The organism is Streptomyces sp. NPDC057002 (assembly GCF_042673825.1).
In the GTDB taxonomy this organism is placed as follows: domain Bacteria; phylum Actinomycetota; class Actinomycetes; order Streptomycetales; family Streptomycetaceae; genus Streptomyces.
The window spans coordinates 198,046-220,298 of record NZ_JBHURZ010000010.1 but is presented as its reverse complement, the minus strand read 5'-3'; the positions used below and the strand labels follow the sequence as shown (position 1 = coordinate 220,298).

Annotated in this window: 21 protein-coding genes; 10 read left to right on the top strand and 11 right to left on the bottom strand. The window is 69.5% G+C overall.

The annotated features are described in order from the left end of the window. From ACFT32_RS38580 to ACFT32_RS38555, 6 genes are all read left to right on the top strand, one after another. Complete coding sequence (locus ACFT32_RS38580; protein ID WP_382498493.1) at positions 1 to 750, top strand: DUF3710 domain-containing protein; 750 nt, start codon at positions 1 to 3, stop codon at positions 748 to 750. A gap of 169 nt (positions 751 to 919) precedes the next feature. Next, a complete protein-coding gene (locus ACFT32_RS38575) occupies positions 920 to 2,086 on the top strand; it encodes an alginate lyase family protein (RefSeq protein ID WP_382498492.1) in 1,167 nt (388 codons plus the stop codon). Between the two features lie 130 nt (positions 2,087 to 2,216). Next, on the top strand, positions 2,217 to 4,760 hold the full coding sequence (locus ACFT32_RS38570; RefSeq protein WP_382498491.1) for an ATP-binding protein: 2,544 nt from the start codon (positions 2,217 to 2,219) through the stop codon (positions 4,758 to 4,760). After that, positions 4,757 to 5,440 (top strand): response regulator, encoded by a 684-nt coding sequence (locus ACFT32_RS38565; protein WP_382498489.1) that lies wholly within the window; start codon positions 4,757 to 4,759, stop codon positions 5,438 to 5,440. The genes ACFT32_RS38570 and ACFT32_RS38565 overlap by 4 nt, the downstream gene beginning before the upstream one ends. 86 nt (positions 5,441 to 5,526) lie before the next feature. Further along, on the top strand, positions 5,527 to 5,925 hold the full coding sequence (locus ACFT32_RS38560) for an OB-fold nucleic acid binding domain-containing protein (protein WP_382498488.1): 399 nt from the start codon (positions 5,527 to 5,529) through the stop codon (positions 5,923 to 5,925). A gap of 3 nt (positions 5,926 to 5,928) precedes the next feature. After that, positions 5,929 to 6,660, top strand: coding sequence for a DUF3159 domain-containing protein (locus ACFT32_RS38555; protein ID WP_382498486.1), 732 nt, complete (start codon positions 5,929 to 5,931; stop codon positions 6,658 to 6,660). A gap of 63 nt (positions 6,661 to 6,723) precedes the next feature. On the opposite strand, the gene ACFT32_RS38550 is transcribed toward ACFT32_RS38555, so the two are convergent. Continuing rightward, positions 6,724 to 7,401 (bottom strand): TrkA family potassium uptake protein, encoded by a 678-nt coding sequence (locus ACFT32_RS38550; protein ID WP_189721784.1) that lies wholly within the window; start codon positions 7,399 to 7,401, stop codon positions 6,724 to 6,726. Then, entirely contained in the window at positions 7,401 to 8,072 is a 672-nt protein-coding gene (locus ACFT32_RS38545; protein WP_215118079.1) for a TrkA family potassium uptake protein, read from the bottom strand. The genes ACFT32_RS38550 and ACFT32_RS38545 overlap by 1 nt, the downstream gene beginning before the upstream one ends. Before the next feature lie 270 nt (positions 8,073 to 8,342). Between ACFT32_RS38545 and ACFT32_RS38540 the strand changes: the two genes are divergently transcribed. The 3 genes from ACFT32_RS38540 (at position 8,343) to ACFT32_RS38530 (ending at position 13,034) form a co-directional block, all read left to right on the top strand. After that, a complete protein-coding gene (locus tag ACFT32_RS38540) occupies positions 8,343 to 9,257 on the top strand; it encodes an adenosine kinase (RefSeq protein ID WP_382498485.1) in 915 nt (304 codons plus the stop codon). Between the two features lie 265 nt (positions 9,258 to 9,522). After that, the gene (locus ACFT32_RS38535; protein ID WP_382498483.1) at positions 9,523 to 11,574 is read left to right on the top strand and encodes an APC family permease; all 2,052 of its coding nucleotides are present in this window, start codon (positions 9,523 to 9,525) and stop codon (positions 11,572 to 11,574) included. A gap of 131 nt (positions 11,575 to 11,705) precedes the next feature. Further along, on the top strand, positions 11,706 to 13,034 hold the full coding sequence (locus tag ACFT32_RS38530) for a class I SAM-dependent RNA methyltransferase (protein WP_382498481.1): 1,329 nt from the start codon (positions 11,706 to 11,708) through the stop codon (positions 13,032 to 13,034). A gap of 373 nt (positions 13,035 to 13,407) precedes the next feature. Here the strand turns inward: ACFT32_RS38530 and ACFT32_RS38525 are convergent, their stop codons facing one another. The 7 genes from ACFT32_RS38525 to ACFT32_RS38495 form a co-directional block, all read right to left on the bottom strand. After that, positions 13,408 to 13,998, bottom strand: a complete 591-nt coding sequence (locus ACFT32_RS38525; RefSeq protein WP_382498478.1) for a TetR/AcrR family transcriptional regulator — start codon at positions 13,996 to 13,998, stop codon at positions 13,408 to 13,410. A 128-nt stretch (positions 13,999 to 14,126) separates the two neighbouring features. Further along, positions 14,127 to 15,140, bottom strand: a complete 1,014-nt coding sequence (locus tag ACFT32_RS38520; RefSeq protein ID WP_382498476.1) for an NADP-dependent oxidoreductase — start codon at positions 15,138 to 15,140, stop codon at positions 14,127 to 14,129. A 73-nt stretch (positions 15,141 to 15,213) separates the two neighbouring features. Continuing rightward, positions 15,214 to 16,125 (bottom strand): alpha/beta hydrolase, encoded by a 912-nt coding sequence (locus ACFT32_RS38515; protein WP_382498474.1) that lies wholly within the window; start codon positions 16,123 to 16,125, stop codon positions 15,214 to 15,216. Positions 16,126 to 16,199: 74 nt separating this feature from the next. Then, positions 16,200 to 17,015 carry an oxidoreductase gene (locus ACFT32_RS38510; protein ID WP_382498472.1) on the bottom strand — a complete coding sequence of 272 codons (816 nt, stop codon included), beginning with the start codon at positions 17,013 to 17,015 and terminating at the stop codon, positions 16,200 to 16,202. Between the two features lie 677 nt (positions 17,016 to 17,692). Continuing rightward, positions 17,693 to 18,703: an RNA-binding protein gene (locus ACFT32_RS38505; RefSeq protein ID WP_382498469.1), complete on the bottom strand. Its 1,011-nt coding sequence runs from the start codon at positions 18,701 to 18,703 to the stop codon at positions 17,693 to 17,695. A gap of 102 nt (positions 18,704 to 18,805) precedes the next feature. Next, entirely contained in the window at positions 18,806 to 19,030 is a 225-nt protein-coding gene (locus ACFT32_RS38500) for a hypothetical protein (RefSeq protein ID WP_382498466.1), read from the bottom strand. Next, on the bottom strand, positions 19,027 to 19,422 hold the full coding sequence (locus ACFT32_RS38495; protein WP_382498464.1) for an MmcQ/YjbR family DNA-binding protein: 396 nt from the start codon (positions 19,420 to 19,422) through the stop codon (positions 19,027 to 19,029). Before ACFT32_RS38495 ends, ACFT32_RS38500 begins: the two co-directional genes overlap by 4 nt. Before the next feature lie 110 nt (positions 19,423 to 19,532). Here ACFT32_RS38495 and ACFT32_RS38490 point away from each other — a divergent pair, with 110 nt between their 5' ends. After that, positions 19,533 to 20,477 carry a helix-turn-helix domain-containing protein gene (locus ACFT32_RS38490; RefSeq protein ID WP_382498461.1) on the top strand — a complete coding sequence of 315 codons (945 nt, stop codon included), beginning with the start codon at positions 19,533 to 19,535 and terminating at the stop codon, positions 20,475 to 20,477. A 129-nt stretch (positions 20,478 to 20,606) separates the two neighbouring features. Here ACFT32_RS38490 and ACFT32_RS38485 read toward each other — a convergent pair whose 3' ends face one another. Beyond that, complete coding sequence (locus tag ACFT32_RS38485) at positions 20,607 to 21,038, bottom strand: YybH family protein (RefSeq protein WP_382498459.1); 432 nt, start codon at positions 21,036 to 21,038, stop codon at positions 20,607 to 20,609. Positions 21,039 to 21,103: 65 nt separating this feature from the next. Further along, a complete protein-coding gene (locus ACFT32_RS38480; protein ID WP_382498691.1) occupies positions 21,104 to 22,084 on the bottom strand; it encodes an alcohol dehydrogenase catalytic domain-containing protein in 981 nt (326 codons plus the stop codon). Between the last annotated feature and the right edge of the window lie 169 nt (positions 22,085 to 22,253).

Here is a 22,253-nt window from a genome sequence, read left to right as displayed (position 1 = left end):
GTGTTCGGACGTCGCAAGAATAGGGATGCCGCCGAGGACGCGGCCGGCGAGACCGAGCAGGTCGTCGACGGTGTCGACAGTGAGGCGGATGAGGGCGAGCGCCTGAGGCTCGAGCCGGCGCCGCGGCCCGACGGGCCCTGGGACGACTCCGAGGTCCACGATCCGGCCGAGGGCCGGGTCGACCTGGGCGGTCTGTTCGTGCCGGGCGTCGAGGGCATGGAGCTCAGGGTCGAGGTCGCGGGCGACGCGATCGTGGCGGCGACGGTCGTGCTGCGCGACAGCGCCATCCAGCTGCAGGGCTTCGCCGCACCCAAGCGCGAGGGCATCTGGGGCGAGGTGCGCGAGGAGATCGGCTCGGGCATCACCCAGCAGGGCGGCATCGTCGACGAGGTCGAGGGGCCGCTGGGCTGGGAGTTGCGGGCCCAGGTGCCGGTACTACTGCCGGACGGCACCGGTGGCTTCCAGGTCGTGCGGTTCATCGGCGTGGACGGCCCCCGGTGGTTCCTGCGCGGGGTCATCTCGGGCCAGGGCGCGGTGCAGCCGCAGGCCGCCGGGCTGCTCGAACAGATCTTCCGGGACACGGTCGTGGTCCGCGGCGAGGGCCCGATGGCGCCCCGCGACCCGATCGTCCTGAAGCTGCCGAACGACGCCCAGATGGTGCCCGAGGGCGTCCAGCAGGAGGAGGGCTCCCGCTTCGCGGGCGGAATGGGCCAGCTCCAGCGCGGACCGGAGATCACCGAGGTCCGCTGAGGCTCGTAGAGACAGCAGGGCCGTACCCCCCAGGGGGTGCGGCCCTTTCTCATGCGTGCTCATGCGTGAAGCCTTGACGGGTTATTGGTCTGTACCTACCGTCTCCGTTCACCGCGTCTGTTCATAAAGGCGCTTCACGTTCACATACGAGAACGGAAGGCTCCTACGCATGCGCAGAACCGCTCTGTCGGCCGCCACGGCCTCCCTCGTCGCCGGCCTCCTCGCCTGGCCCGCGAACGCCGCTCCCAGCAGCTTCGTCCACCCCGGAGTCACCGTCTCCAAAGGGCAGCTGGACTTCGCCCGCTCCAAGGTCGACTCCGGCGCCCAGCCCTGGAAGGGCGCCTTCGACCGGATGATGGCGAGCAAGTACGCCGACCTGAACCGCACGCCCGCGCCCCGGGCCGTCGTCGAGTGCGGTTCGTACTCCAACCCCAACCACGGCTGCACCGACGAACGCGAGGACGCGATCGCCGCCTACACCCAGGCCCTCGCCTGGTACGTCACCCGCGACGAACGGCACGCGCGCAAGGCGATCGAGCTGATGGACGCCTGGTCGGCCGTGATCAGGGACCACACCAACAGCAACGCGCCCCTGCAGACCGGCTGGGCCGGTTCCTCCTGGCCCAAGGCCGCCGAGATCATCAAGTACACCTACACCGGGACCTGGGGGAACTCCGGCCGCTTCGCCACCATGCTCCGCAACGTCTACCTCCCCGAGGTGATCAACGGCTCCCACTCCAACGGGAACTGGGAGCTGTCGATGATGGAGGCCGCCGTCGGCATCTCCGTCTTCCTGGAGGACAAGGCGTCGTACGACAAGGCCATGGCGAAGTTCCGGACGCGTACGGCCGCCTACGTCTACCTGGCCTCCGACGGTGCGCTGCCGAAGACCGTGCCGAGCCAGAACCTGAACACCCGGGAGAAGATCGTCCGGTACTGGCAGGGGCAGTCGACCTTCGTCGACGGGCTCAGCCAGGAGAGCTGCCGGGACTTCACCCACACCGGCTACGGCCTCTCCGCCATCTCGCACGTCGCCGAGACCAGCCGGATCCAGGGCCAGGACCTCTACGGCACCGACGTGGGCGAGCGGCTGCGGCACGGGCTCGGCTTCCACGCCAAGTACGAGCTCGGCACCGCCGCCCCGGGCTGGCTGTGCGGCGGCTCGCTCAAGCCCGGTCTCGGGCCGGTCCCCGAGGTCGGCCACAACGCCCTGGCCAACCGTCTCGGACACGCCATGACCAACACCGGGACGCTGACCCTGCGGGGCCGCCCGGCCGGCAGCAACAACCTCTTCGTCGCCTGGGAGACCCTCACCCACGGCGACAATCCCGCGTGAGGCCCTGACCTGCCGGGCGCGTCAGAGTTCCGTCAAAGACGGTCCGCGGGCGCGCCCGGCACCCGTATGCCGCATTCGCCGGCCGTAAGGTCGACGCTGCGCAAACAGCGGACCGGAAGACAATGAGGCCATGGCACGCGGCAAGTTTCGGATCTACCTCGGTGCGGCACCGGGTGTCGGCAAGACGTACGCGATGCTCTCCGAGGCGCATCGCCGGGTCGAGCGGGGTACCGACTGTGTGGTGGCCTACGTCGAGCACTACGGCCGGCCCCGCACCGAGGTGATGCTGCACGGCCTGGAGCAGGTGCCGCGCAGGCAGCTCGAGTACCGCGGCGGCGTCTTTCCCGAGACGGACCTCGACGCCGTCCTCGCCCGCCGCCCCCAGGTCGCACTGGTGGACGAACTGGCCCACACGAACGTCCCCGGCTCCCGCAACGCCAAGCGCTGGCAGGACGTGGAGGAACTGCTGGCGGCCGGTATCGACGTGATCTCGACCGTCAACATCCAGCACCTGGAGTCCCTCGGCGACGTCGTGGAGTCGATCACCGGCGTGCGGCAGCAGGAGACCGTGCCGGACGAGGTGGTACGGCGGGCCGACCAGATCGAACTCGTCGACATGTCGCCAGAGGCGCTGCGGCGGCGGATGGCGCACGGCAACATCTACCAGCCGGACAAGGTCGACGCGGCCTTGTCGAACTACTTCCGGCCCGGCAACCTGACCGCCCTGCGCGAGCTGGCGCTGCTGTGGGTGGCCGACCGGGTCGACGCCTATCTCACCCAGTACCGCAGCGAGCACCGGGTGTCGAGGATCTGGGGCTCGCGCGAGCGGATCGTCGTCGGCCTGACCGGAGGTCCGGAGGGCCGGACGCTGATCCGCCGCGCCGCCCGGCTGGCCGAGAAGGGCGCCGGCGGCGAGGTGCTGGCCGTCTACATAGCCCGCAGCGACGGGCTGACCTCCGCCTCGCCCAAGGAACTGGCGATGCAGCGGACCTTGGCCGAGGACCTCGGAGGAACCTTCCACCACGTGGTGGGCGACGACATACCGGCCGCCCTGCTCGACTTCGCCCGCGGCGTGAACGCCACCCAGATCGTGCTGGGGTCCTCGCGCCGCAAGACCTGGCAGTACGTCTTCGGGCCCGGTGTCGGCGCGACGGTCGCCCGGGAGTCCGGGCCCGACCTCGATGTGCACATCGTCACCCACGACGAGGTCGCCAAGGGCCGCGGCCTTCCGGTGGCCCGGGACGCGCGCCTCGGGCGCTCCCGGCGGGTGTGGGGCTGGGTCGTCGGCGTCGCGGGCCCGCCGGCCCTGGCGGCGCTGCTCAACACCGTGGACCTCGGCCTCGCCAACGACATGCTGCTGTTTCTGGCGCTGACGGTGGCGGCGGCCCTGCTCGGCGGGCTGCTCCCCGCACTGGCCTCGGCGGCGGTGGGATCGCTGCTGCTGAACTACTTCTACACACCGCCGCTGCACCGGTGGACCATCGCCGACCCGAAGAACATCGTCGCCATCGTGATCTTCGTGGCCGTCGGTGTGGCGGTGGCCTCCGTGGTCGACCTCGCGGCCCGCCGCACCCACCAGGCGGCCAGGCTGCGGGCCGAGTCCGAGATCCTTTCCTTCCTCGCGGGCAACGTGCTGCGCGGCGAGACCGGCCTGGAGGACCTGCTGGAACGGGTCCGGGAGACCTTCGGCATGGAGTCGGCGGCCCTGCTGGAGCGCGCGAGCGATGTCGAGCCGTGGACCTGCGCGGGCCGCGTCGGGCAGGGGCATCCCGTGGAGCGGCCCGAGCAGGCGGATGTGGACATGCCGGTCGGCGACCATATGGCGCTCGCGCTGACCGGCCGCGTCCTGCCCGCCGAGGACCGCCGGGTGCTGGCCGCCTTCGCCGCCCAGGCCGCCGTCGTACTGGACCGCCGCCGGCTCCAGGAGGAGGCCGACCGGGCCCGCGCGCTCGCCGAGGGCAACCGCATCCGTACGGCGCTGCTGGCCGCCGTCAGCCACGATCTGCGCACCCCGCTCGCCGGGATCAAGGCGTCGGTGTCCTCCCTGCGCTCCGAGGATGTCGAGTGGTCCGAGGAGGACCGGGCGGAACTGCTGGAGGGCATCGAGGAGGGCGCCGACCGGCTCGACCATCTCGTCGGCAACCTGCTCGACATGTCCCGCCTCCAGACCGGCACGGTCACCCCGCTGATCCGCGAGATCGACCTCGACGAAGTGGTGCCGATGGCGCTCGGCGGGGTGCCCGAGGGCAGCGCCGGCCTGGACGTGCCGGAGACCCTGCCGATGGTCGCCGTGGACCCGGGGCTGCTGGAGCGGGCGATGGCCAACCTGGTCGAGAACGCCGTCAAGTACAGTCCGGCCGGCTCGCCCGTGCTGGTCGCCGCGAGCGCGCTCGCCGACCGGGTGGAGGTGCGGGTGGTCGACCGGGGGCCGGGCGTCCCCGACGAGGCCAAGGACCGCATATTCGAACCCTTCCAGCGCTACGGCGACGCCCCGCGCGGCGCCGGCGTGGGTCTGGGGCTCGCGGTGGCGCGCGGCTTCGCCGAGGCCATGGGCGGCACCCTGAACGCCGAGGACACGCCCGGCGGCGGGCTCACCATGGTCCTCACCCTCCGCGCGGCGGGAACCCGCCCGGAGCCGTTCCACGCGGCAGAACCCGAAAGGCAGGTCTCATGACCCGCGTCCTGGTGGTCGACGACGAGCCCCAGATCGTGCGCGCTCTCGTGATCAACCTCAAGGCACGCAAGTACGAGGTCGACGCGGCCCACGACGGCGCCGGCGCTCTCGAGCTCGCTGCCGCCCGCCACCCCGACGTGGTCGTCCTCGACCTCGGACTGCCCGACATGGACGGCGTCGAGGTGATCAGGGGCCTGCGCGGCTGGACGCGGGTACCGATCCTGGTGCTCTCCGCCCGGCACTCCTCCGACGAGAAGGTGGAGGCGCTGGACGCGGGTGCCGACGACTACGTGACCAAGCCGTTCGGCATGGACGAGCTGCTGGCCCGGCTGCGGGCCGCCGTGCGCCGGGCCGAGCCGGCCGGAGGAGGTGAGGACGACGTGATCGTGGAGACCGACGAGTTCACCGTCGACCTGGCCGCGAAGAAGGTCAACCGCGCCGGGAAGGACGTACGCCTGACGCCGACGGAGTGGCATCTGCTGGAGGTCCTGGTGCGCCACAGCGGCCGCCTGGTCGGGCAGAAGCAGCTGCTCCAGGAGGTGTGGGGGCCGTCGTACGGGACGGAGACCAACTATCTGCGCGTGTACATGGCACAACTGCGGCGGAAGCTGGAGGCGGACCCCTCGCATCCGAAGCACTTCATCACGGAGCCGGGGATGGGCTATCGGTTCGAGAGGTAGGGCCCTTCGCAGGTGGCCGGGACCCGCCGGTTCGGGCCCTGCCCCACGGGTACGGAGATGTCAGCACGCCCCGGTACGCTTCAGATATGAGTGCTGTTCCTCGTTCGCAGAAGCCGGCGGGCCGGTTCCGGCGCATGCTCGACCGGCTCTCCTCGTCGCAGGAGGACCTGGAGTCCGAGGAGCTGCGGGAGGACTCCGAGACGGCCGGCTGTATCCGGATCGGAGACTGTCAGGACCGGCAGATAGTGACGGTTACTGGTACCTTGCGCACGGTCACCCTGCGGCCGCGTGCGGGAGTCCCGGCCCTGGAGGCCGAGCTGTTCGACGGCTCCGCCGCGCTGGACGTGGTGTGGCTCGGCAGGCGCTCCATCGTGGGCATAGAACCGGGGCGCAAGCTGATCGCATCGGGCCGGGTCTCGATGAGCCGCGGCCGCCGGGTGCTGTTCAACCCCAAGTACGAACTGAGACCCCTCGGACGGGAGTAGCCGGTGACGTCGCTCGACAAGCCGACCGAAGAGACATCTGCGGACGACAACCGGGCGGTGACCGAGGCCGCCCTGTTCGAGGCGTTCGGCGGCGTCCGGGGCATGGTCGAGACGGTGCTGCCCGGCCTGCTCTTCGTCAGCATCTACACGATCAACAAGGACCTGCATCTGTCGGCGATCGCGGCGCTGGCCGTGTCGCTGGTGCTGGTCGCGGTGCGGCTGGTGATGAAGGACACCGTCAAGCACGCCTTCAGCGGTGTCTTCGGTGTGGCCTTCGGTGTCGTCTTCGCGATGATGACGGGCAACGCCAAGGACTTCTACCTGCCCGGCATGCTCTACACGCTGGGCCTCGGACTCGCGTACATCGTCACGACGCTGTGCGGTGTCCCGCTGATCGGGCTGATCCTCGGCCCGGTCTTCAAGGAGAACCTCTCCTGGCGCACGCGGAACCCCGGCCGCAAGAAGGCCTACGCCAAGGCCAGTTACGCGTGGGGCGCGATCCTGCTCGCCAAGTGCGCGATCCTCTTCCCGCTGTACTGGTGGGCCGACACCACGCAGCTGGGCTGGGTCCTGATCGCCCTGAAGATCCCGCCGTTCCTGCTCGCCGTGTGGCTGACCTGGGTGTTCCTGGCGAAGGCGCCCGCGCCGATCGATGTGTTCGCGGAGATGGAGGCGGAGGAGAAGGCCGCGGAGGAGAGGGAGCGGGAGGCTGCCGCCCGGTCCGCCGAGCAGTGAGTCTCCAGAGCTGAGAGAAGGGGCGTCCCGAGTGCTCGGGACGCCCCTTCCCGCTTGCTCCGCTCAGCTCTTCGCGCTGTCCCGCCGGACCGACAGCAGGTCCTCCAACTGCTCCTCGCGTGCCTGCGCGGCCACGAAGAGGAGTTCGTCGCCCGCCTCCAGGGAGTCCTCCCGGGAGGGGGTCAGGACGCGGGTGCCGCGGATGATCGTCACCAGGGACGTGTCCTCGGGCCACTCGACGTCGCCGACCTGCGTGCCGGCCAGGGCCGACTCCTCCGGCAGGGTCAGCTCGACCAGGTTGGCGTCGCCGTGGCTGAAGCGGAGCAGGCGCACCAGATCGCCCACGCTCACCGCCTCCTCGACCAGGGCGGACATCAGACGCGGGGTGGAGACGGCGACGTCCACGCCCCAGGACTCGTTGAAGAGCCACTCGTTCTTCGGGTTGTTCACCCGCGCGACCACCCGCGGCACGCCGTACTCCGTCTTGGCGAGCAGCGAGACGACCAGGTTCACCTTGTCGTCGCCGGTCGCGGCGATGACGACGTTGCAGCGCTGGAGGGCCGCCTCGTCCAGGGAGGTGATCTCGCAGGCGTCGGCGAGCAGCCACTCGGCCTGCGGGACGCGCTCGACCGAGATGGCCGTCGGCGCCTTGTCGATGAGCAGGACCTCGTGGCCGTTCTCCAGCAGCTCGCCCGCGATCGAGCGGCCGACCGCGCCGGCTCCGGCAATGGCGACCCTCATCAGTGACCGCCCTCCTCTTCGGGACCCTTGGCGAACGCCGCCTCGACCGTGTCGACCTCGTCGGTGCGCATCATCACGTGCACCAGGTCGCCCTCCTGCAACACCGTCTGCGAGGTGGGCAGGACCGCCTCGCCGAGCCGGGTCAGAAACGCCACGCGCACACCGGTCTCCTCCTGGAGCCGGCTGATCTTGTGGCCGACCCACGCGGTGGAGGCGTGCACCTCGGCCAGCTGGACCCCGCCCGTGGGGTCGCGCCACAGCGGCTCGGCGCCGGAGGGCAGCAGCCGGCGCAGCATCTGGTCGGCCGTCCAGCGGACGGTCGCGACGGTGGGGATGCCCAGACGCTGGTAGACCTCGGCGCGGCGGGGGTCGTAGATGCGGGCGGCGACGTTCTCGATGCCGAACATCTCGCGGGCCACACGTGCGGCGATGATGTTGGAGTTGTCACCGCTGGAGACGGCGGCGAAGGCGCCGGCCTCCTCGATGCCGGCCTCCCGCAGGGTGTCCTGGTCGAAGCCGACCCCGGTGACCCGGCGGCCGCCGAAGGAGGACCCCAGGCGGCGGAAGGCGGTGGGGTCCTGGTCGACCACGGCGACCGTGTGGCCCTGTTGCTCCAGGTTCTGGGCCAGGGCGGAGCCCACCCGCCCGCAACCCATGATGACAATATGCATCGCGTCACACCGCGCTTCCTGCAGGCCCTCTGACCTTCATGAATGTCGTGATCATGTCTCTCTTTCGGCTCGCCGGGCATCACATCGCGGCCTGCGTGCGGACCGCCGGGCAACATCATGCCGGTGGAATCAGGCCATGATGCCCTGCGGGGGCGGTGCCGCGTTCGACTGCCCGACTCCAACGTATCGGCAAAGTCGAGGGGGTTGCCGACGGCCCTGCCCAGGTAGGAGCGGGCTTCGACCCGGCCCTCGGCGGGGGAGGAAGACACCATGAGTACCGAGATCGACGTCCTGGTCCTGGGCGGCGCGGGCGTGGACACCATCGTGCACGTGCCCGAGCTGCCCGTTCCGCTCGCCGACAGCCACATGATCCGGCCCGGAATCGTGACGCGCGCGGGCCAGAGCGGAGACTTCGTCGCCCTCGGCACGAGCGCGCTCGGCCTGCGCACCCACCACCTCGACATGCTGGGCGACGACCCCGAGGGCGACCTCGTCCGCGCCCTGCACCGCGACCGCGGCATCGCGCTCACCGCCGTCCCCCAGCCGCTCGGCACCAAACGGGCGGTCAACCTCGTCGGCCCGGACGGCAAGCGGCTCTCCCTCTACGACGCCACGCGCTCGGCGGAGACCGACCGGCTGCCCGAAGCCGCCCTGCGGGAGCTGGCCGCCGTCAGCCGGCACGCCCACGTCGTCATCACCCAGCCCTGCGGCCACGCGCTGCCCGCCCTGCGCGAGGCCGGCGTGACCGTCTCGACCGACCTGCACGACTGGGACGGGTCCAACCCGTACCACGAGATCTTCGCGCACCAGGCCGACCTGGTCTTCCTGTCCAGCGCGGCCCTGGCCGACCCGGAGCGCGCCATGCGGCGGATCACCGAGCGGGGCAGGGCCCGGGTGGTCGTCGCCACCGCCGGGGCCGACGGGGCCTACCTGCTGGCCGACGGCGAGCTGACCCACGTACCCGCCGCGACACCTCCGGCGCCGGTGGTCGACTCCAACGGCGCCGGCGACGCCTTCGCCGCCGCGTTCCTCTACGCCTGGCTGAACGGCGAGCCGCCCCGCCGCTGCGCCCTGTACGGCACGGTGGCCGGGGCGTACGCCTGCACGGTGCCGTCGACCCGGGCCGACAGCATCGGGCGGGCGGAACTGTGTGCCCGGGTCGGCGACCTCGTCAGCGGCGGTTGATGCTGCGCACGCTCGCGAGAGTCAGGATTCCGAGGGCGATGACGGTGGCCGCGGCGCCGATCAGTTCTGCGGGCGTGTGCATGGGACCTCCGGGGTCGACAACGGCCTGGTGAGGGACGGGGCTTAGTCATATAGGCATGAGAAGCCGGTGACCTGCGGAATCCGCAGCCGCGGCGCCCTGCGAATTCACTCGGAGGGCAGATGGGAAGCTGATGAGGGGTGGCGGGTGGGCGAGCCCGCAATCGAACGCTTACGATCCTCTGTTGTGTCCAAACTGACCGACGTGCCCAAGCGGATCCTGATCGGGCGCGCACTGCGCAGTGACCGGCTGGGGGAGACCCTCCTGCCCAAGCGCATCGCACTACCCGTCTTCGCCTCCGACCCGCTGTCCTCTGTGGCGTATGCGCCCGGGGAGGTGCTGCTGGTCCTGTCCATCGCGGGCGTGACGGCGTACCACTTCAGTCCGTGGATCGCCGTCGCCGTCGTCGTACTGATGTTCACCGTGGTGGCCTCGTACCGGCAGAACGTGCACGCCTACCCCAGCGGCGGCGGCGACTACGAGGTGGCGAACACCAACCTCGGCCCCAAGGCCGGCCTCACCGTCGCCAGCGCGCTGCTCGTCGACTACGTCCTCACCGTCGCGGTGTCGATCTCCTCCGGCATCGAGAACCTGGGCTCGGCGATCCCGTTCGTGGTCGAGCACAAGGTGCTCTGCGCGATAGGCGTGATCGTGCTGCTGACGCTGATGAACCTGCGCGGTGTGAAGGAGTCGGGCTCGCTGTTCGCGATTCCGACGTACATCTTCGTCGCGGGCGTCTTCACCATGATCGCCTGGGGTGCCTTCCGCGGACTCGTCCTGGACGACACCATGCGCGCCCCGACGGCGGACTACGTCATCAAACCCGAGCACCAGGGCCTGGCCGGCTTCGCCCTGGTCTTCCTCCTCCTGCGCGCCTTCTCCTCCGGCTGTGCCGCACTCACCGGCGTCGAGGCGATCTCCAACGGCGTCCCGGCCTTCCGCAAGCCCAAGTCCAAGAACGCCGCGACCACCCTCGCGATGATGGGCCTGCTGGCCGTCACCATGTTCTGCGGCATCATCGCGCTGGCCGCCGCCACCGACGTCCGCATGGCCGAGAACCCGGCCAAGGACCTCGTCCACAACGGCGTGCCGCTCGGCGCGGACTACGTCCAGAACCCGGTGATCTCCCAGGTCGCCGAGGCCGTCTTCGGCAAGGGCAGCTTCCTCTTCATCATCCTGGCCGCGGCCACCGCGCTGGTGCTGTTCCTCGCCGCGAACACCGCCTACAACGGCTTCCCGCTGCTCGGCTCGATCCTCGCCCAGGACCGCTACCTGCCCCGCCAGTTGCACACCCGCGGCGACCGCCTGGCCTTCTCCAACGGCATCGTGCTCCTCGCCGGCGCCGCCGGACTCCTGGTCGGGATCTACGGCGCCGACTCCACGCGCCTGATCCAGCTCTACATCGTCGGCGTGTTCGTGTCCTTCACGCTCAGCCAGACCGGCATGGTCCGGCACTGGAACCGCCACCTGGCCACCGAGCGCGACCAGGCCAAGCGCCGCCACATGATCCGCTCCCGGGCGATCAACGCCTTCGGCGCGTTCTTCACCGGCCTCGTGCTGGTGGTCGTCCTCGTCACCAAGTTCACGCACGGTGCGTGGGTCGCCCTGCTCGGCATGGTGATCTTCTACGTGACGATGTCGGCCATCCGTAAGCACTACGACCGCGTCGCCGAGGAGATCGCCGCCCCCGAGGGCCCGAGCGACGACAGCGTGCGGCCCTCCCGCATCCACTCCGTCGTCCTGATCTCCAAGATCCACCGCCCGACCCTGCGCGCCCTGGCCTACGCCAAGCTGATGCGCTCGGACAGCCTGGAGGCGCTGAGCGTCAACGTCGACCCGGCGGAGACCAAGGCGCTCAGGGACGAGTGGGAGCGGCGCGGCATCGACGTACCGCTGAAGGTCCTGGACTCGCCCTACCGCGAGATCACGCGGCCGATCATCGAGTACGTCAAGAGCCTGCGCAAGGAGTCGCCGCGGGACGCGGTGTCCGTGATCATCCCCGAGTACGTCGTCGGCCACTGGTACGAGCATCTGCTGCACAACCAGAGCGCCCTGCGGCTGAAGGGCCGATTGCTGTTCACGCCGGGGATCATGGTGACCTCGGTGCCGTACCAGCTCCAGTCCTCCGAGGCGGCCAAGCGGCGGGCCCGCAAGCAGCAGGAGTGGAACGCGCCGGGGTCGGTGCGGCGCGGCCCGGCTCAGGTGCGGCAGAAGGAGTCCTCCGAGCACAAGACCTGAGGCGAGGCCTCGGGAAACGGGGGTGATTCGGCCGGGCGGCAGCCACGTAGACTGGTGGGCTGTTGTCCGGCCGTTCCGTTCGGCCGCGTCCCTTTGATCGTTTCCCCTCACGCTTTTGGAGTCACCCCGCCATGCAGGCAGAACCGAGGAAGTCGCTGGTGGGGGAGGAGTACGAGGTCGAGGTCGGCCCCGTCGCCCACGGCGGCCACTGCATCGCCCGTACGTCCGAGGGCCAGGTGCTGTTCGTCCGGCACGCGCTGCCCGGTGAGCGGGTCGTGGCGCGGGTGACGGACGGCGAGGAGGGCGCCCGGTTCCTGCGCGCCGACGCGATCGACATCCTGGACGCCTCCAAGGACCGGATCGACGTGCCCTGTCCGTTCGCCGGCCCCGGCCGCTGCGGCGGCTGCGACTGGCAGCACGCCAAGCCGGGCGCGCAGCGGCGCCTGAAGGCCGACGTCATCGCCGAACAGCTCCAGCGGCTCGCCGGGCTCACGCCGGAGGAGGCCGGCTGGGACGGCACGGTGCTGCCCGCCGAGGGCGACAAGCTGCCCGCGGGCCAGGTCCCCGCGTGGCGCACCCGCGTCCAGTACGCCGTCACCGCCGACGGCCGGGCGGGCCTGCGTCGGCACCGCTCCCACGAGGTCGAGCCGATCGACCACTGCATGATCGCCGCCGAGGAGGTCAGCGAGCTGGGCATCGAGAAGCGCGACTGGACCGGCATGGACTCCGTCGAGGCGATCGCGGCGACGGGGTCGCAGGACCGCCAGGTGGTCCTGACGCCGAAGCCGGGCGCGCGTCTGCCGCTGGTCGAACTGGACCGCCCCGTGTCCGTTCTGCGGGTGGACGAGCGCGACGGCGGTGTCCACCGCGTCCACGGCCGCCCCTTCGTCCGCGAACGCGCGGACGGCCGGACCCACCGGGTCGGCAACGGCGGCTTCTGGCAGGTCCACCCGAAGTCGGCCGACACCCTGGTGACCGCGGTCATGCAGGGCCTGCTGCCGCGCAAGGGCGACATGGCCCTCGACCTGTACTGCGGCGTAGGCCTCTTCGCGGGCGCCCTCGCCGACCGGGTCGGCGACCAGGGCGCGGTCCTCGGCATCGAGTCCACCAAGCGTGCGGTGGAGGACGCCCGGCACAATCTCGCGGACTTCGACCGCGTGCGTATCGAGCAGGGCAAGGTCGAGAGTGTGTTGCCGCGTACGGGCATCACGGAGGTCGACCTGATCGTGCTTGATCCGCCGCGGGCGGGGGCTGGGCGGAAGACGGTCGAGCATCTGTCGTCGCTCGGCGCGCGGCGGATCGCGTATGTGGCTTGCGATCCGGCGGCGCTGGCGCGGGACTTGGGGTATTTCCGGGACGGGGGGTATCGGGTGCGGACGCTTCGGGCGTTTGATCTGTTTCCGATGACGTCGCACGTGGAGTGCGTGGCTATTCTTGAGCCCGCAGCAAAGGGCCTCTGACCTGGTGATTTTCAATTCCCCAGGTTGCGGGCGGGACGTGTCGACATGTTTCCGTAGGTCCACCGCGTGGAGCGTGCTGCAGGTTCCTGCCTCGTGCCTCACCTGCGGTTTCGCAGCGGGGGCGTGGGTCGAGAACGCTCTGCCTCAACTCCGTGAGGGACGGGTTCGGTAAATGTCTTGACGCTCGTTCGACGCTGTTTCTGACGGAGCGTGAGGTGGTCGTCCTGGGTCCAGGCGCGATTTTCGAGCCGTCTGATCGCTGAGTGCCGTCCAGGACCGTCGACAAACGTTGCTCGCTCTCGCCTACGAAACCACCCGGCCGGGGCGTGGTGTGGAGCGGCTCGTCGAGGCTGCCGGGTGGTTCTGCGGCGCGTCAGCGGGACGCCTGTACGCCGAGCAGAGTGAGGGCGTTGCGGATGCCCTCGTCGAGGAGTTCGTCGGAGAGTCGCCGGTCGGTCAGGGCGCGGGAGAGCTGCAGCGTTCCGACCATCATGGCGTAGACGCTGAGGGTCTTCGTGTGCACCGAGCGCGGATCGGCGGGCGCCAGGCGAGCGGTGATACCGTCGATGACGGCGAGCACGCCGTCGGTGTACGCCTGCTTGGTCTCGTCCGCGCAGCGCCCGATCTCGTCGAGGAGTGCCGCGGAGGGGCAGCCGTCGTCGGGACTGTCGCGGTGCTGGGGCGACAGATACCACCGTACGATCTGCTCGACTCCGGCGATGCCGGGGGCCGCCTGCTCGATGACGTTCGCGTACTGGGTGCGCAACTGGTCCGCGACCGCGGTGGCCACGAGGTCGTCCTTGGATGCGAAGTGGGCGTAGAAGGCGCCGTTGGTCAGTCCGGCGTCCGCCATCAGCGTCGAGATGCCCGAGCCGTCGATACCGTCCCGCTTGAACCGGCGGCCGGCGGTCTCGATGATCCGCTGCCTCGTCGCCTGCTTGTGCTCTTTCCCGTAACGCGCCACGCGCTTGCTCCTTTGTGCGCCGGAAAGGTCACCCGCGCTTCGCCATCGTATTGGATTGCGAACGTACTCCAATGATGTGCCGATGGTGTATAGGAGTACCGACACGCCTTCTCTGCGGCCGGCCCGATTCAGTCGTTGTCGGGCGCCATCGAGATCACGACCTTTCCGGCCGTGGTGCGGCCCTGCTCGACGTGCGCCATCGCTTCGAGTGTCTGGTCGAAGGGGAACGTTCGGTCAATGACCGGGCGGAGCTGTCCGTTGTCGTAGAGGGCGGCGAGCTCGTGCAGCTGGGCGCCGTTCGCCTGCATGAAGAAGAACTGGTAGCGCACGCCCAGGGCCTTGGCCTGCTTGCGGATCTTGCGACTGAGCATGTCCATGACCAGACCGAGGAGGGATGGGGCGCCGAGCTGCTTGGCGAACGCGGCGTCCGGCGGGCCGACGACACTGATGGCCAGGCCGCCGGGCTTCAGCACGGTCAGCGATTTCTCGAGGTTGACTCCACCCACCGAGTCCAGCACCAGGTCGTAGCCGGACAGCACCTGCGAGAAGTCCTCCTTGGTGTAGTCGACGACGATGTCGGCGCCGAGGCTCCTGACCAGCTTCTCGGAATCAGTTTTCGCGGTCGTCGCCACTGTGGCGCCGAGGTGCTTGGCGAGCTGGATGGCGGTCGATCCAAGTCCGCCGGCACCGGCATGGATGAGCACCTTCTGGCCCGGCTTCACGTGGGCGTGGTCGACGAGGATCTGCCAGGCTGCCAGGGCCACCAGCGGCACCGCGGCCGCCTCGCGGAGGGTGAGTGACTCCGGCTTGGGTGAGACGTCGTCCTGGTCGATCGCAATGAACTCGGCGAAGCCTCCGATCCGCAGGTCGCGGGGACGTGCGTAGACCTCGGCGCCGACTTTTACGTCGCGCACGGCCGACCCGACCTGCGTCACAATGCCGGCGACGTCGTGGCCGAGCACGAACGGAAGCTTGTACGTCAGGAGTCGTTTGAACTCCCCGTTGCGGACCATTTTATCCAGCGGGTTGATGCTGGTGGCGCTCACTCGAACCAGGACGTCGCCGTCGCCTACGGTGGGCTCGGGAACGTCTGCGGCGCGTAGGCCGTCCTTGCCGTACTTCTCGACGATGAATGCCTTCATGTCAGCCATCCCTTTGTGTGATCTTTTTGATTGCCTTTCGGCGGACGATGCGCATGTCGGGCCGGCCCCCGCATCAGCTGCCGAGGTGCCGTCGAAGCCACTGACCCATCTGCTCGATCGCCCGGTCCACCTCGGGCACGCGCCCCGCGCCCAGGATGAACGAGTGCTGCCCCTCGGGCAGTGGGCGGACCTCGGAGAGGATCTTGAAGTCGGCGAGTCGGCGGCCGAAGTCGGCGCCCTCGCCGGCAAGCGCCTCGTACTCTCCGTAGTGGAGGGCCGTGGGCGGCAGGCCGGTCAGGTCGGCGTTGAGGATGCTGATGTCGGGGTCGGTGAAGTCCACGCCGGGGTCCTGCAGCCAAGCCGCTCGGAACTGCTCGAGGATGTCCCGGCTGAGCATCTTGTCGAGTTCCTCGTTCTCGTCCACCTTCGGGTTGCTGATGGTGAGGTCGGTCCAGGGCGAGATGCTGATGATCGCCCCAGGGGCGGCCTCGCCCCTGGCGAGCAGGCGCAGCGGCAGCGCGACCGCGAGGGTGCCTCCGATGGAGTGGCCGGTGCTGCCGATGTTCCGCGGCTCGTAGCCCTGTGCGAGCAGCCACCGGTAGGCGGTTTCGGCGTCGTCGATCTGCGCCGGGTGGGGGTGCTCGGGCGCCAGGCGGAAGCCCACGACGAGTGAGCGGGCTCCGGCCGCCTTGGCAATGTGGCCGGCGGCCTTGCGATCCGATGTGATCGAGGCGGCGACCGATCCACCGAAGTGGAAGTGGAGCAGCGCCTTGTCGGGATCGGCGCCCTCGGGGATGGCCCACAGGGCGGGGACGCCGTCCGCGTCCACGTCGGCGTAGGTGACGCCTTCCGGCTCGGTCGATGCCGAAGCATGCGTGTCGACGATGTCGCGGACGACGGCCAGGTCGAGGCCCGGTGTCGACGCCTTCGCGCGCACGCTTTCGAGGAACTGCGCGAACTGCTGTGCTTCCGTGCTGATTCCCATGTGGATGCTCCTTGTCAGGTCAGAGCTGAACGCGCCTCTCACGCGCACTGCAGGTCGATGGGCCGGGTGCGACGTCAGCCGGGCATCCGGTTGAATCTGCGGATCTGCTTGTCGAAGATCCCGGTGGGGACGAGGCGTCGCGCGGTGGTGATGCGTGAGGCGAGCGGACCGGCGGTGTAGCGCAGCTTCGGCTTCGGGGCGGTGGCTGCCGTGACAATCTCCTTGGCGACGACGGCAGGGTCGTCGCCGCTCTTCATAGCCGCAGCGACCACTTCGTCGAAGACACGCCGCCGCTCCGCATACAGCGGCAGCGGGGTGTCGGGCTGCGCGGCATTGGCGTCGAAGGCGGTCCGGGTGTAGCCGGGCTCGACGAGCAGAACGCGGACGCCGTGCTCGCGGACCTCGTGGTCCAGGGACTCGGAGTAGCCCTCGATGGCGTGCTTCGCGGCGACGTAGAGGGCCATGTAGGGCTGCGGGATGACGCCGAGGACGGACGAGAGGTTGATGATGCGTCCACGGCCCTGGGCGCGCATGTGCGGCAGGACGGCCTTCGTCATGCGGACGAGACCGAAGAAGTTGAGGTTGAAGAGGCTCTGGGCCTGGGCGACGGAGTTCTCCTCGGCGGCGCCGGCGGAGCCGAGACCGGCGTTGTTGACGAGGACGTCGATCCGTCCGAACCGTTTGATCACTTCCTGGACTGCGGTGGTGACGGATTCGTCACTGGTCACGTCGAGGTCGAGGAAGGTCACACCGGCGGGCGGGGTGAGTCCCGAGGTGTTCCGTCCGGTTCCGATCACCTCGAACCCGGCTGTGACGAAGGCGCGAGCGGTTGTGTTACCGATCCCCGAAGACGCCCCCGTTACGAGCGCTACCGGCCGATGTGTCGCCATGACAGGCTCCCTGCCTCATTTAAATTACGATCGTTTAACTTACGACCGTAAGACTATAGCTGGACGGCGCGGGTGGCAAGGAGCCGCTTCGGCGATCGCCGGGAACCTGCGGCTTGGTGCGGGAGGAGGGGCCAGCAGGCGACGAATGCGCCAGGTCGCCGATGCGGCCCGGTACTCCCTGTCCGGGCACGCGGAGAAGGTGCCTGCGGCGCCGGGCCGGGATGCCGCACCGGTGACGGACGGCACGAGATGCGGGACGGGTTCCCGCGTGCCGCGCACAGCTTCACGCGCTGACGCCGTTGCTCCGTATGCGACGGAGGTCGACGCCGGCGGACGAGTGGCTCGGTGACTCGCGGGCGGTCCGTAACGTCGAAGAACGCCAGCGACTCGTCCCGGGTCGCGGCACGTTTTCTGTGAAGCCGGGAACCGGCGCGAATCGCATCTGGGGCGAACTGGTCAAGGTGGGCCAGCAACAGCCCGGCTACGGGTTTTAGTTCAGATAAGCGACCAGGCCGAAGCTGATGGCGCCGGACCAGAGGGTTCGGGGCATGACTGACATCCGCAGCAACCCCGAGCAGCAACAGCTGTGGGATCTCAGATTCAGTGGCTGAATCTCACGACCGATGGCCACTCGATGGCCGTTCGGCCATCAATCTGAGACAGACCGGTCGAAGCGCTCACTCTTGGGGCTGACGAAGTGTCCAGTCGCGGTCGCTCGGCGTCGGCTCGGTTCGCCAACGAGCCCGTAGGACTCCGTCGTTGTCGGGCATGACAGCAGTACACAGAGGCACAGATTCACCCGCATATACAGACAGGAGCGCTGCGGCATGGGAACGGGATATCCGGGCGGTCAGTTCGGGGAACGCGTCCTCGTCGGCGATGGCGCTGCGGATGTTGCCGTCGTCGTCCTGCCACACGCCTTCGACGAGGCCGTCAGCGGGCAGGGCTCTCAGGACGGCGTCGATGTCGGTGGACAGGGGCGGCCAGACGGCGAGACGGGCCCGGGGAGCCAGTCCAACGCGAACGGGGTCGATGGTGTCGATGGTGAGGTGGTGCCATCGTGAGGCACCTTCGAGATACGTCTCTTCCAGGATTCCGGCACGGCCGGTGGCGACTGCCGTGTGCAGGTCGGCCCAGAAGTGGTCATCGCCGGGCCGCTGGATGACCTGCTCTTCCTCCTCGGCCTCGAAGGCGTACGGGGAGGCGTCCAGGCGTTCCGGGAACAGTCCCCGCTCCCGCGTGCGGGCCAACGCCTCCTCGCAAGGCCGGCTGCTGCTGATGTAGAGGTACTGGTCCCATCCCACGTGGACTGCGAACACGCCTTCCGCCTCCAGCCGGCACCAGGCGCCGATGTCGCGCAACATGGCGCGCACCAACTGCAGCCCGACTTCGAGCGGTACTTCTGCCCCATCGTGAAAACCGGTAGGGCCGGCAGGGAAAAGCCCGTCCAACCCAAAGCCGTCCACCGCAGGCTCCACACCGAAGTGCGCGAAGGACGGGACCTGTGGTTCACGTACGGCCAGGTGATCGACGCCAGTGTCCCCGGCGAAGGCCGCTACCGCCTGAAGATAAGCCGCCTCGACCTCGCCGTGATCGCTGACGGTGTCCTCCCTGCCGATGTAATGCCCGTGGTCGTCACGGTCGGCGGGGTCGTACTTGGTGACGCGGTAGACGTAGGGGAGCTGCACCGCCCCATCATCCAGCACGCTTGTGCCGCCCCGCGAGGAAATGCTACGAGCGTCAGCTTGCCCCGCATACGACTGGTTCCGATGAACCAGGAGCGTCTCGGCCTAGTAGCCGGCCCGGCTGCCTATGGCGCCCAGGCCGATCGAGGCGTAGCCGCGCTCCAGCGCCCGCGCGTGCTCGGGCTCGCACTTGACCGTGATGATCTGTTCGTCCGGGTCATCGGTGACGACGTCGAGTCCGGGGGTGAAGGGGCGTCCGTGGCTGACGTCGGGCAGGGCGAGGGCCGCCTTGCGGGCGGGGTCCTGGAGGCGGTCACCGGCCGCGCTCACCGGGCCGCCTGCGTGCTGGTGCCGTAGGTGTGCGGGTCTACGGGCTGCACAGCCTTGGGCAGGTGGGCGACGACGAGCAGGTAGGAGTCGGTGACGAGCTCCCTGACGAGCTCCTTGTAGACGCCTGTCCCGCCCTCCAGCGTGATCCAGTGTTTCTTGTTCATGTGGTAGCCGGGGGTGATGTGGCTGTTGTTTTCCCGGAGAGCCTGGGCCTCGCCGGGGTCCGCCTTCAGGATCACGACGGGGCGCCCGGGGACCTCGGTCATCAGCATGAACACCTTGCCTCGTACCTTGAAGACCTCCCAGTCCGGGCCGAAGGGATGCTCCAGCTGCGCTCCGGCAAGTTCCTCCGCGCACTCGGCGGCGAACGTCTGCAGGGTCGATCCGTTCATGAGTGTTTCCTTCCTCGGGTGGTAGCGGGCAGGGCGTAGGCCAAGGACGCGGACGTCACGCCCCATCCTTTCCAGCGACGCGGGCGGAACGGGCGGTAAACTGCGGACACGTGATGGTCGACAAGCGACACCCCGGGCGTTCTCCACGCGTCGGACGCAGCGAGCAGGCCGCGGTTCCGCTGTACGGTTTCCAGCCCCCGGTCGGCACTCCGTACGGCCTTGAGGTGAGCACCGTCGAGGACTTCTTCGCCGAGCACGACGACTGGCCGTGGAATCCGCCTCGTCCGGGCCGCGCCACCTTCCACTACCTGATCCTGGTGACCGAGGGTGAGCTGCTCCACGATGTCGACCACGTCACGCGGACCGTCGCACGCGGCCAGTGGCTGTGGGTGCGTCCCGGGCACGCGCAGTGCTGGCATCCGCCGGGTGCCGTCCGCGGCTTGTTCATCCTGTTCGAGCCGGACGTGCTGACGTCCGACGCCGCCCGCCTGCTGGCCCCGCTCACCGCGCACGAGGCCCCTGCCGTACTGAACCCGCACCCCGATGACGCGGCCTGGCTGCGGCAGACGGCGCTCCAGCTCCTGGACGAGCACCGTGCACTGGGGCGCCGCCGGCTCGATGTCCACCACGCCCTGCGGCGCAGCCTGCTCGAATCGCTGCTGCTGCGCCTCGCCAACTCCCCCGATGTCACCCCCACCGGCACGGCGGCGGGCGGTACGGGCCGCCGAGACATGTACGCACGGTTCGTGGACGCCCTGGAGCTGCACTTCCGGGAACTGCACCGGGCTGCGGACTATGCCGGGCTGCTCGGCTGTTCGGTTCGCACCCTCAGCCGCGCGGCCCGGGACGCCACCGGCAAGGGGGTGCGTGAAGTCATCGACGAGCGGCGGCTGCTCGAAGCCCGGCGCCTGCTGAGAGGTGCCGGTTGGGACGCCCGGGCTGTGGCCGTCCATCTCGGGTTCACCGATCCCGCGAACTTCGGCCGCTTCTTCCGTGGCCACACCCGTCTCACCCCGGCCGCCTTCGCGGCCCGCGAAGCCAGGACCGGCATGTGAGGCGGGCGCGGCACAAGTTCGCACCCGCCCGGCCGCCACGGCCTTGATCGCGTCCGGAACATGGGCCGGGTCGGCCGCCGCCGTCGATCGACCGCTCACTGGCCGGGGTGCGTCATCTCGGATCCCCGGTCAGGACGCGATCGCGCCTGTCGCGGTCTGGGCGAACGCCCAGTTGGAGTGCACGATGCGCCACTGGCCGTCGATCAGCCGGTACGCCTCGGTGGCGTTCCAGGCGCGCAGCTGCCGCTCGTTGCCGTTGTCGTCGAGCACGAAGGTGTTCAGGTTGTAGGCCAGGACGGCGAAGTCACCGTCGTCGCTGACGTGCACGACGGGGTTGAGGTACTCGTTGCGCACGATGTGCGGGTTGGAGTAGATCGCCTCGATGTGGGCGACGGTCGCGTCACGGCCGACGACCAGGTCCTTTTCGATGGGGTCGAAGTAGCTGATCTCCTCGGCGTAGTTGTCGAGGTAGCCGCGGTTGTCGCCGACGCTCCACCGCTCGTTGAAGGACTTCTCCAGTTCCAGGATGGTCTTGCTGATTTCTTCCTTGTTGACGCCCATGACAGTCTCCTTTTCGTGCATGCCGCTGCCGGCCGGCTGCGACCGGCGGCGGATGGGTGTGTTTCTCAGTCGTCGAGCAGCACCACGTGCTTGCCCGGCGTCGTGCCGGCCTCGACGTCGGCCTGGGCATCGCGCACCTGCCGCAGGCCGTGGTAGACCTTCGCGACCGGGGCCTTGAGCCGTCCGGCGGCGATGGCTTGCAGTTGCTGCTGGAAGACCTGCGCCGGCAGGTCGGTGGCCCCGCCCGCGTAGCTGGTCAGCCGCACCCCGTTGGGGATCATGAACGGGGTGAAGTCGGGGATCGTCCACTGGCCCGCCAGGGCTCCTGTGAAGCAGACGGTGCCGTGACTGCGGACGGTGCGGAAGGTGTCGGCGAGGGCCGAGCAGCCCACCAGTTCCAGTACGGCGTCGACTCCGTCCGGCATCAGCTCGCGCACCTGGTCGGCGATGGCGCCGTTGTCGACCAGGGGATGGTCGACACCGATGGCCCGCAGTTCCCCGGCCCGGTCCGGGCTGCGAGTGGTGGACAGCACGGTGGCTCCGAGGTCCTTCGCGATCGTGGCCGCGCTCAGCCCGACCGTGGAGGTGCCGCCGCGGATCAGTAGCGTCTGCCCCGCCTGCAGACCGAGGCCCGTGGCGATAGAACCGTAGGCGGTCTGGAACATCTCCGGCAGTGCGCCGACCACTTCCCACGGGAGGCCGGTCTCGAACGGGATGACCTGCCCCGCGGGGACGGTCACGTACTGCGCATACGAGCCGTCGAAGGACCGGCCCATGCCGCCCATCATGGTCGCCACCTGCTGCCCCGGGCGCAGCCCGCTGTCCTCGTCGGCCTGGTCGACCACACCGACGCCCTCGATGCCGGGGATGCGCGGGTAGGTGACCTCCGAGTCTGACTCGCCCTTTCGGGTGGTGACCTCGGACTCGTTGACGCCGAACGCCTTCACCTTGATGCGCACCCACCCGGGCTGCGGCTCGGGCATCGGCACCGTGGTGACGTGAAGGGCATCCAGGCCGCCGGGCTGAGTGACGACAACCGCTCGCATCGCCGTAGTGGCGGCGGCTGCGGACGCTGCACGCTTGCCCATGCCAATTCCTTACTCATCGAGGACGACCCGCAGGGTCGCCACCCTGCGGCCCGCAGCGACTGGTCGCCGCAGCACCTCTCGATCTTCTGTCGACATCCAGCGAATCCCGCAGTCAGTTGCGGACATC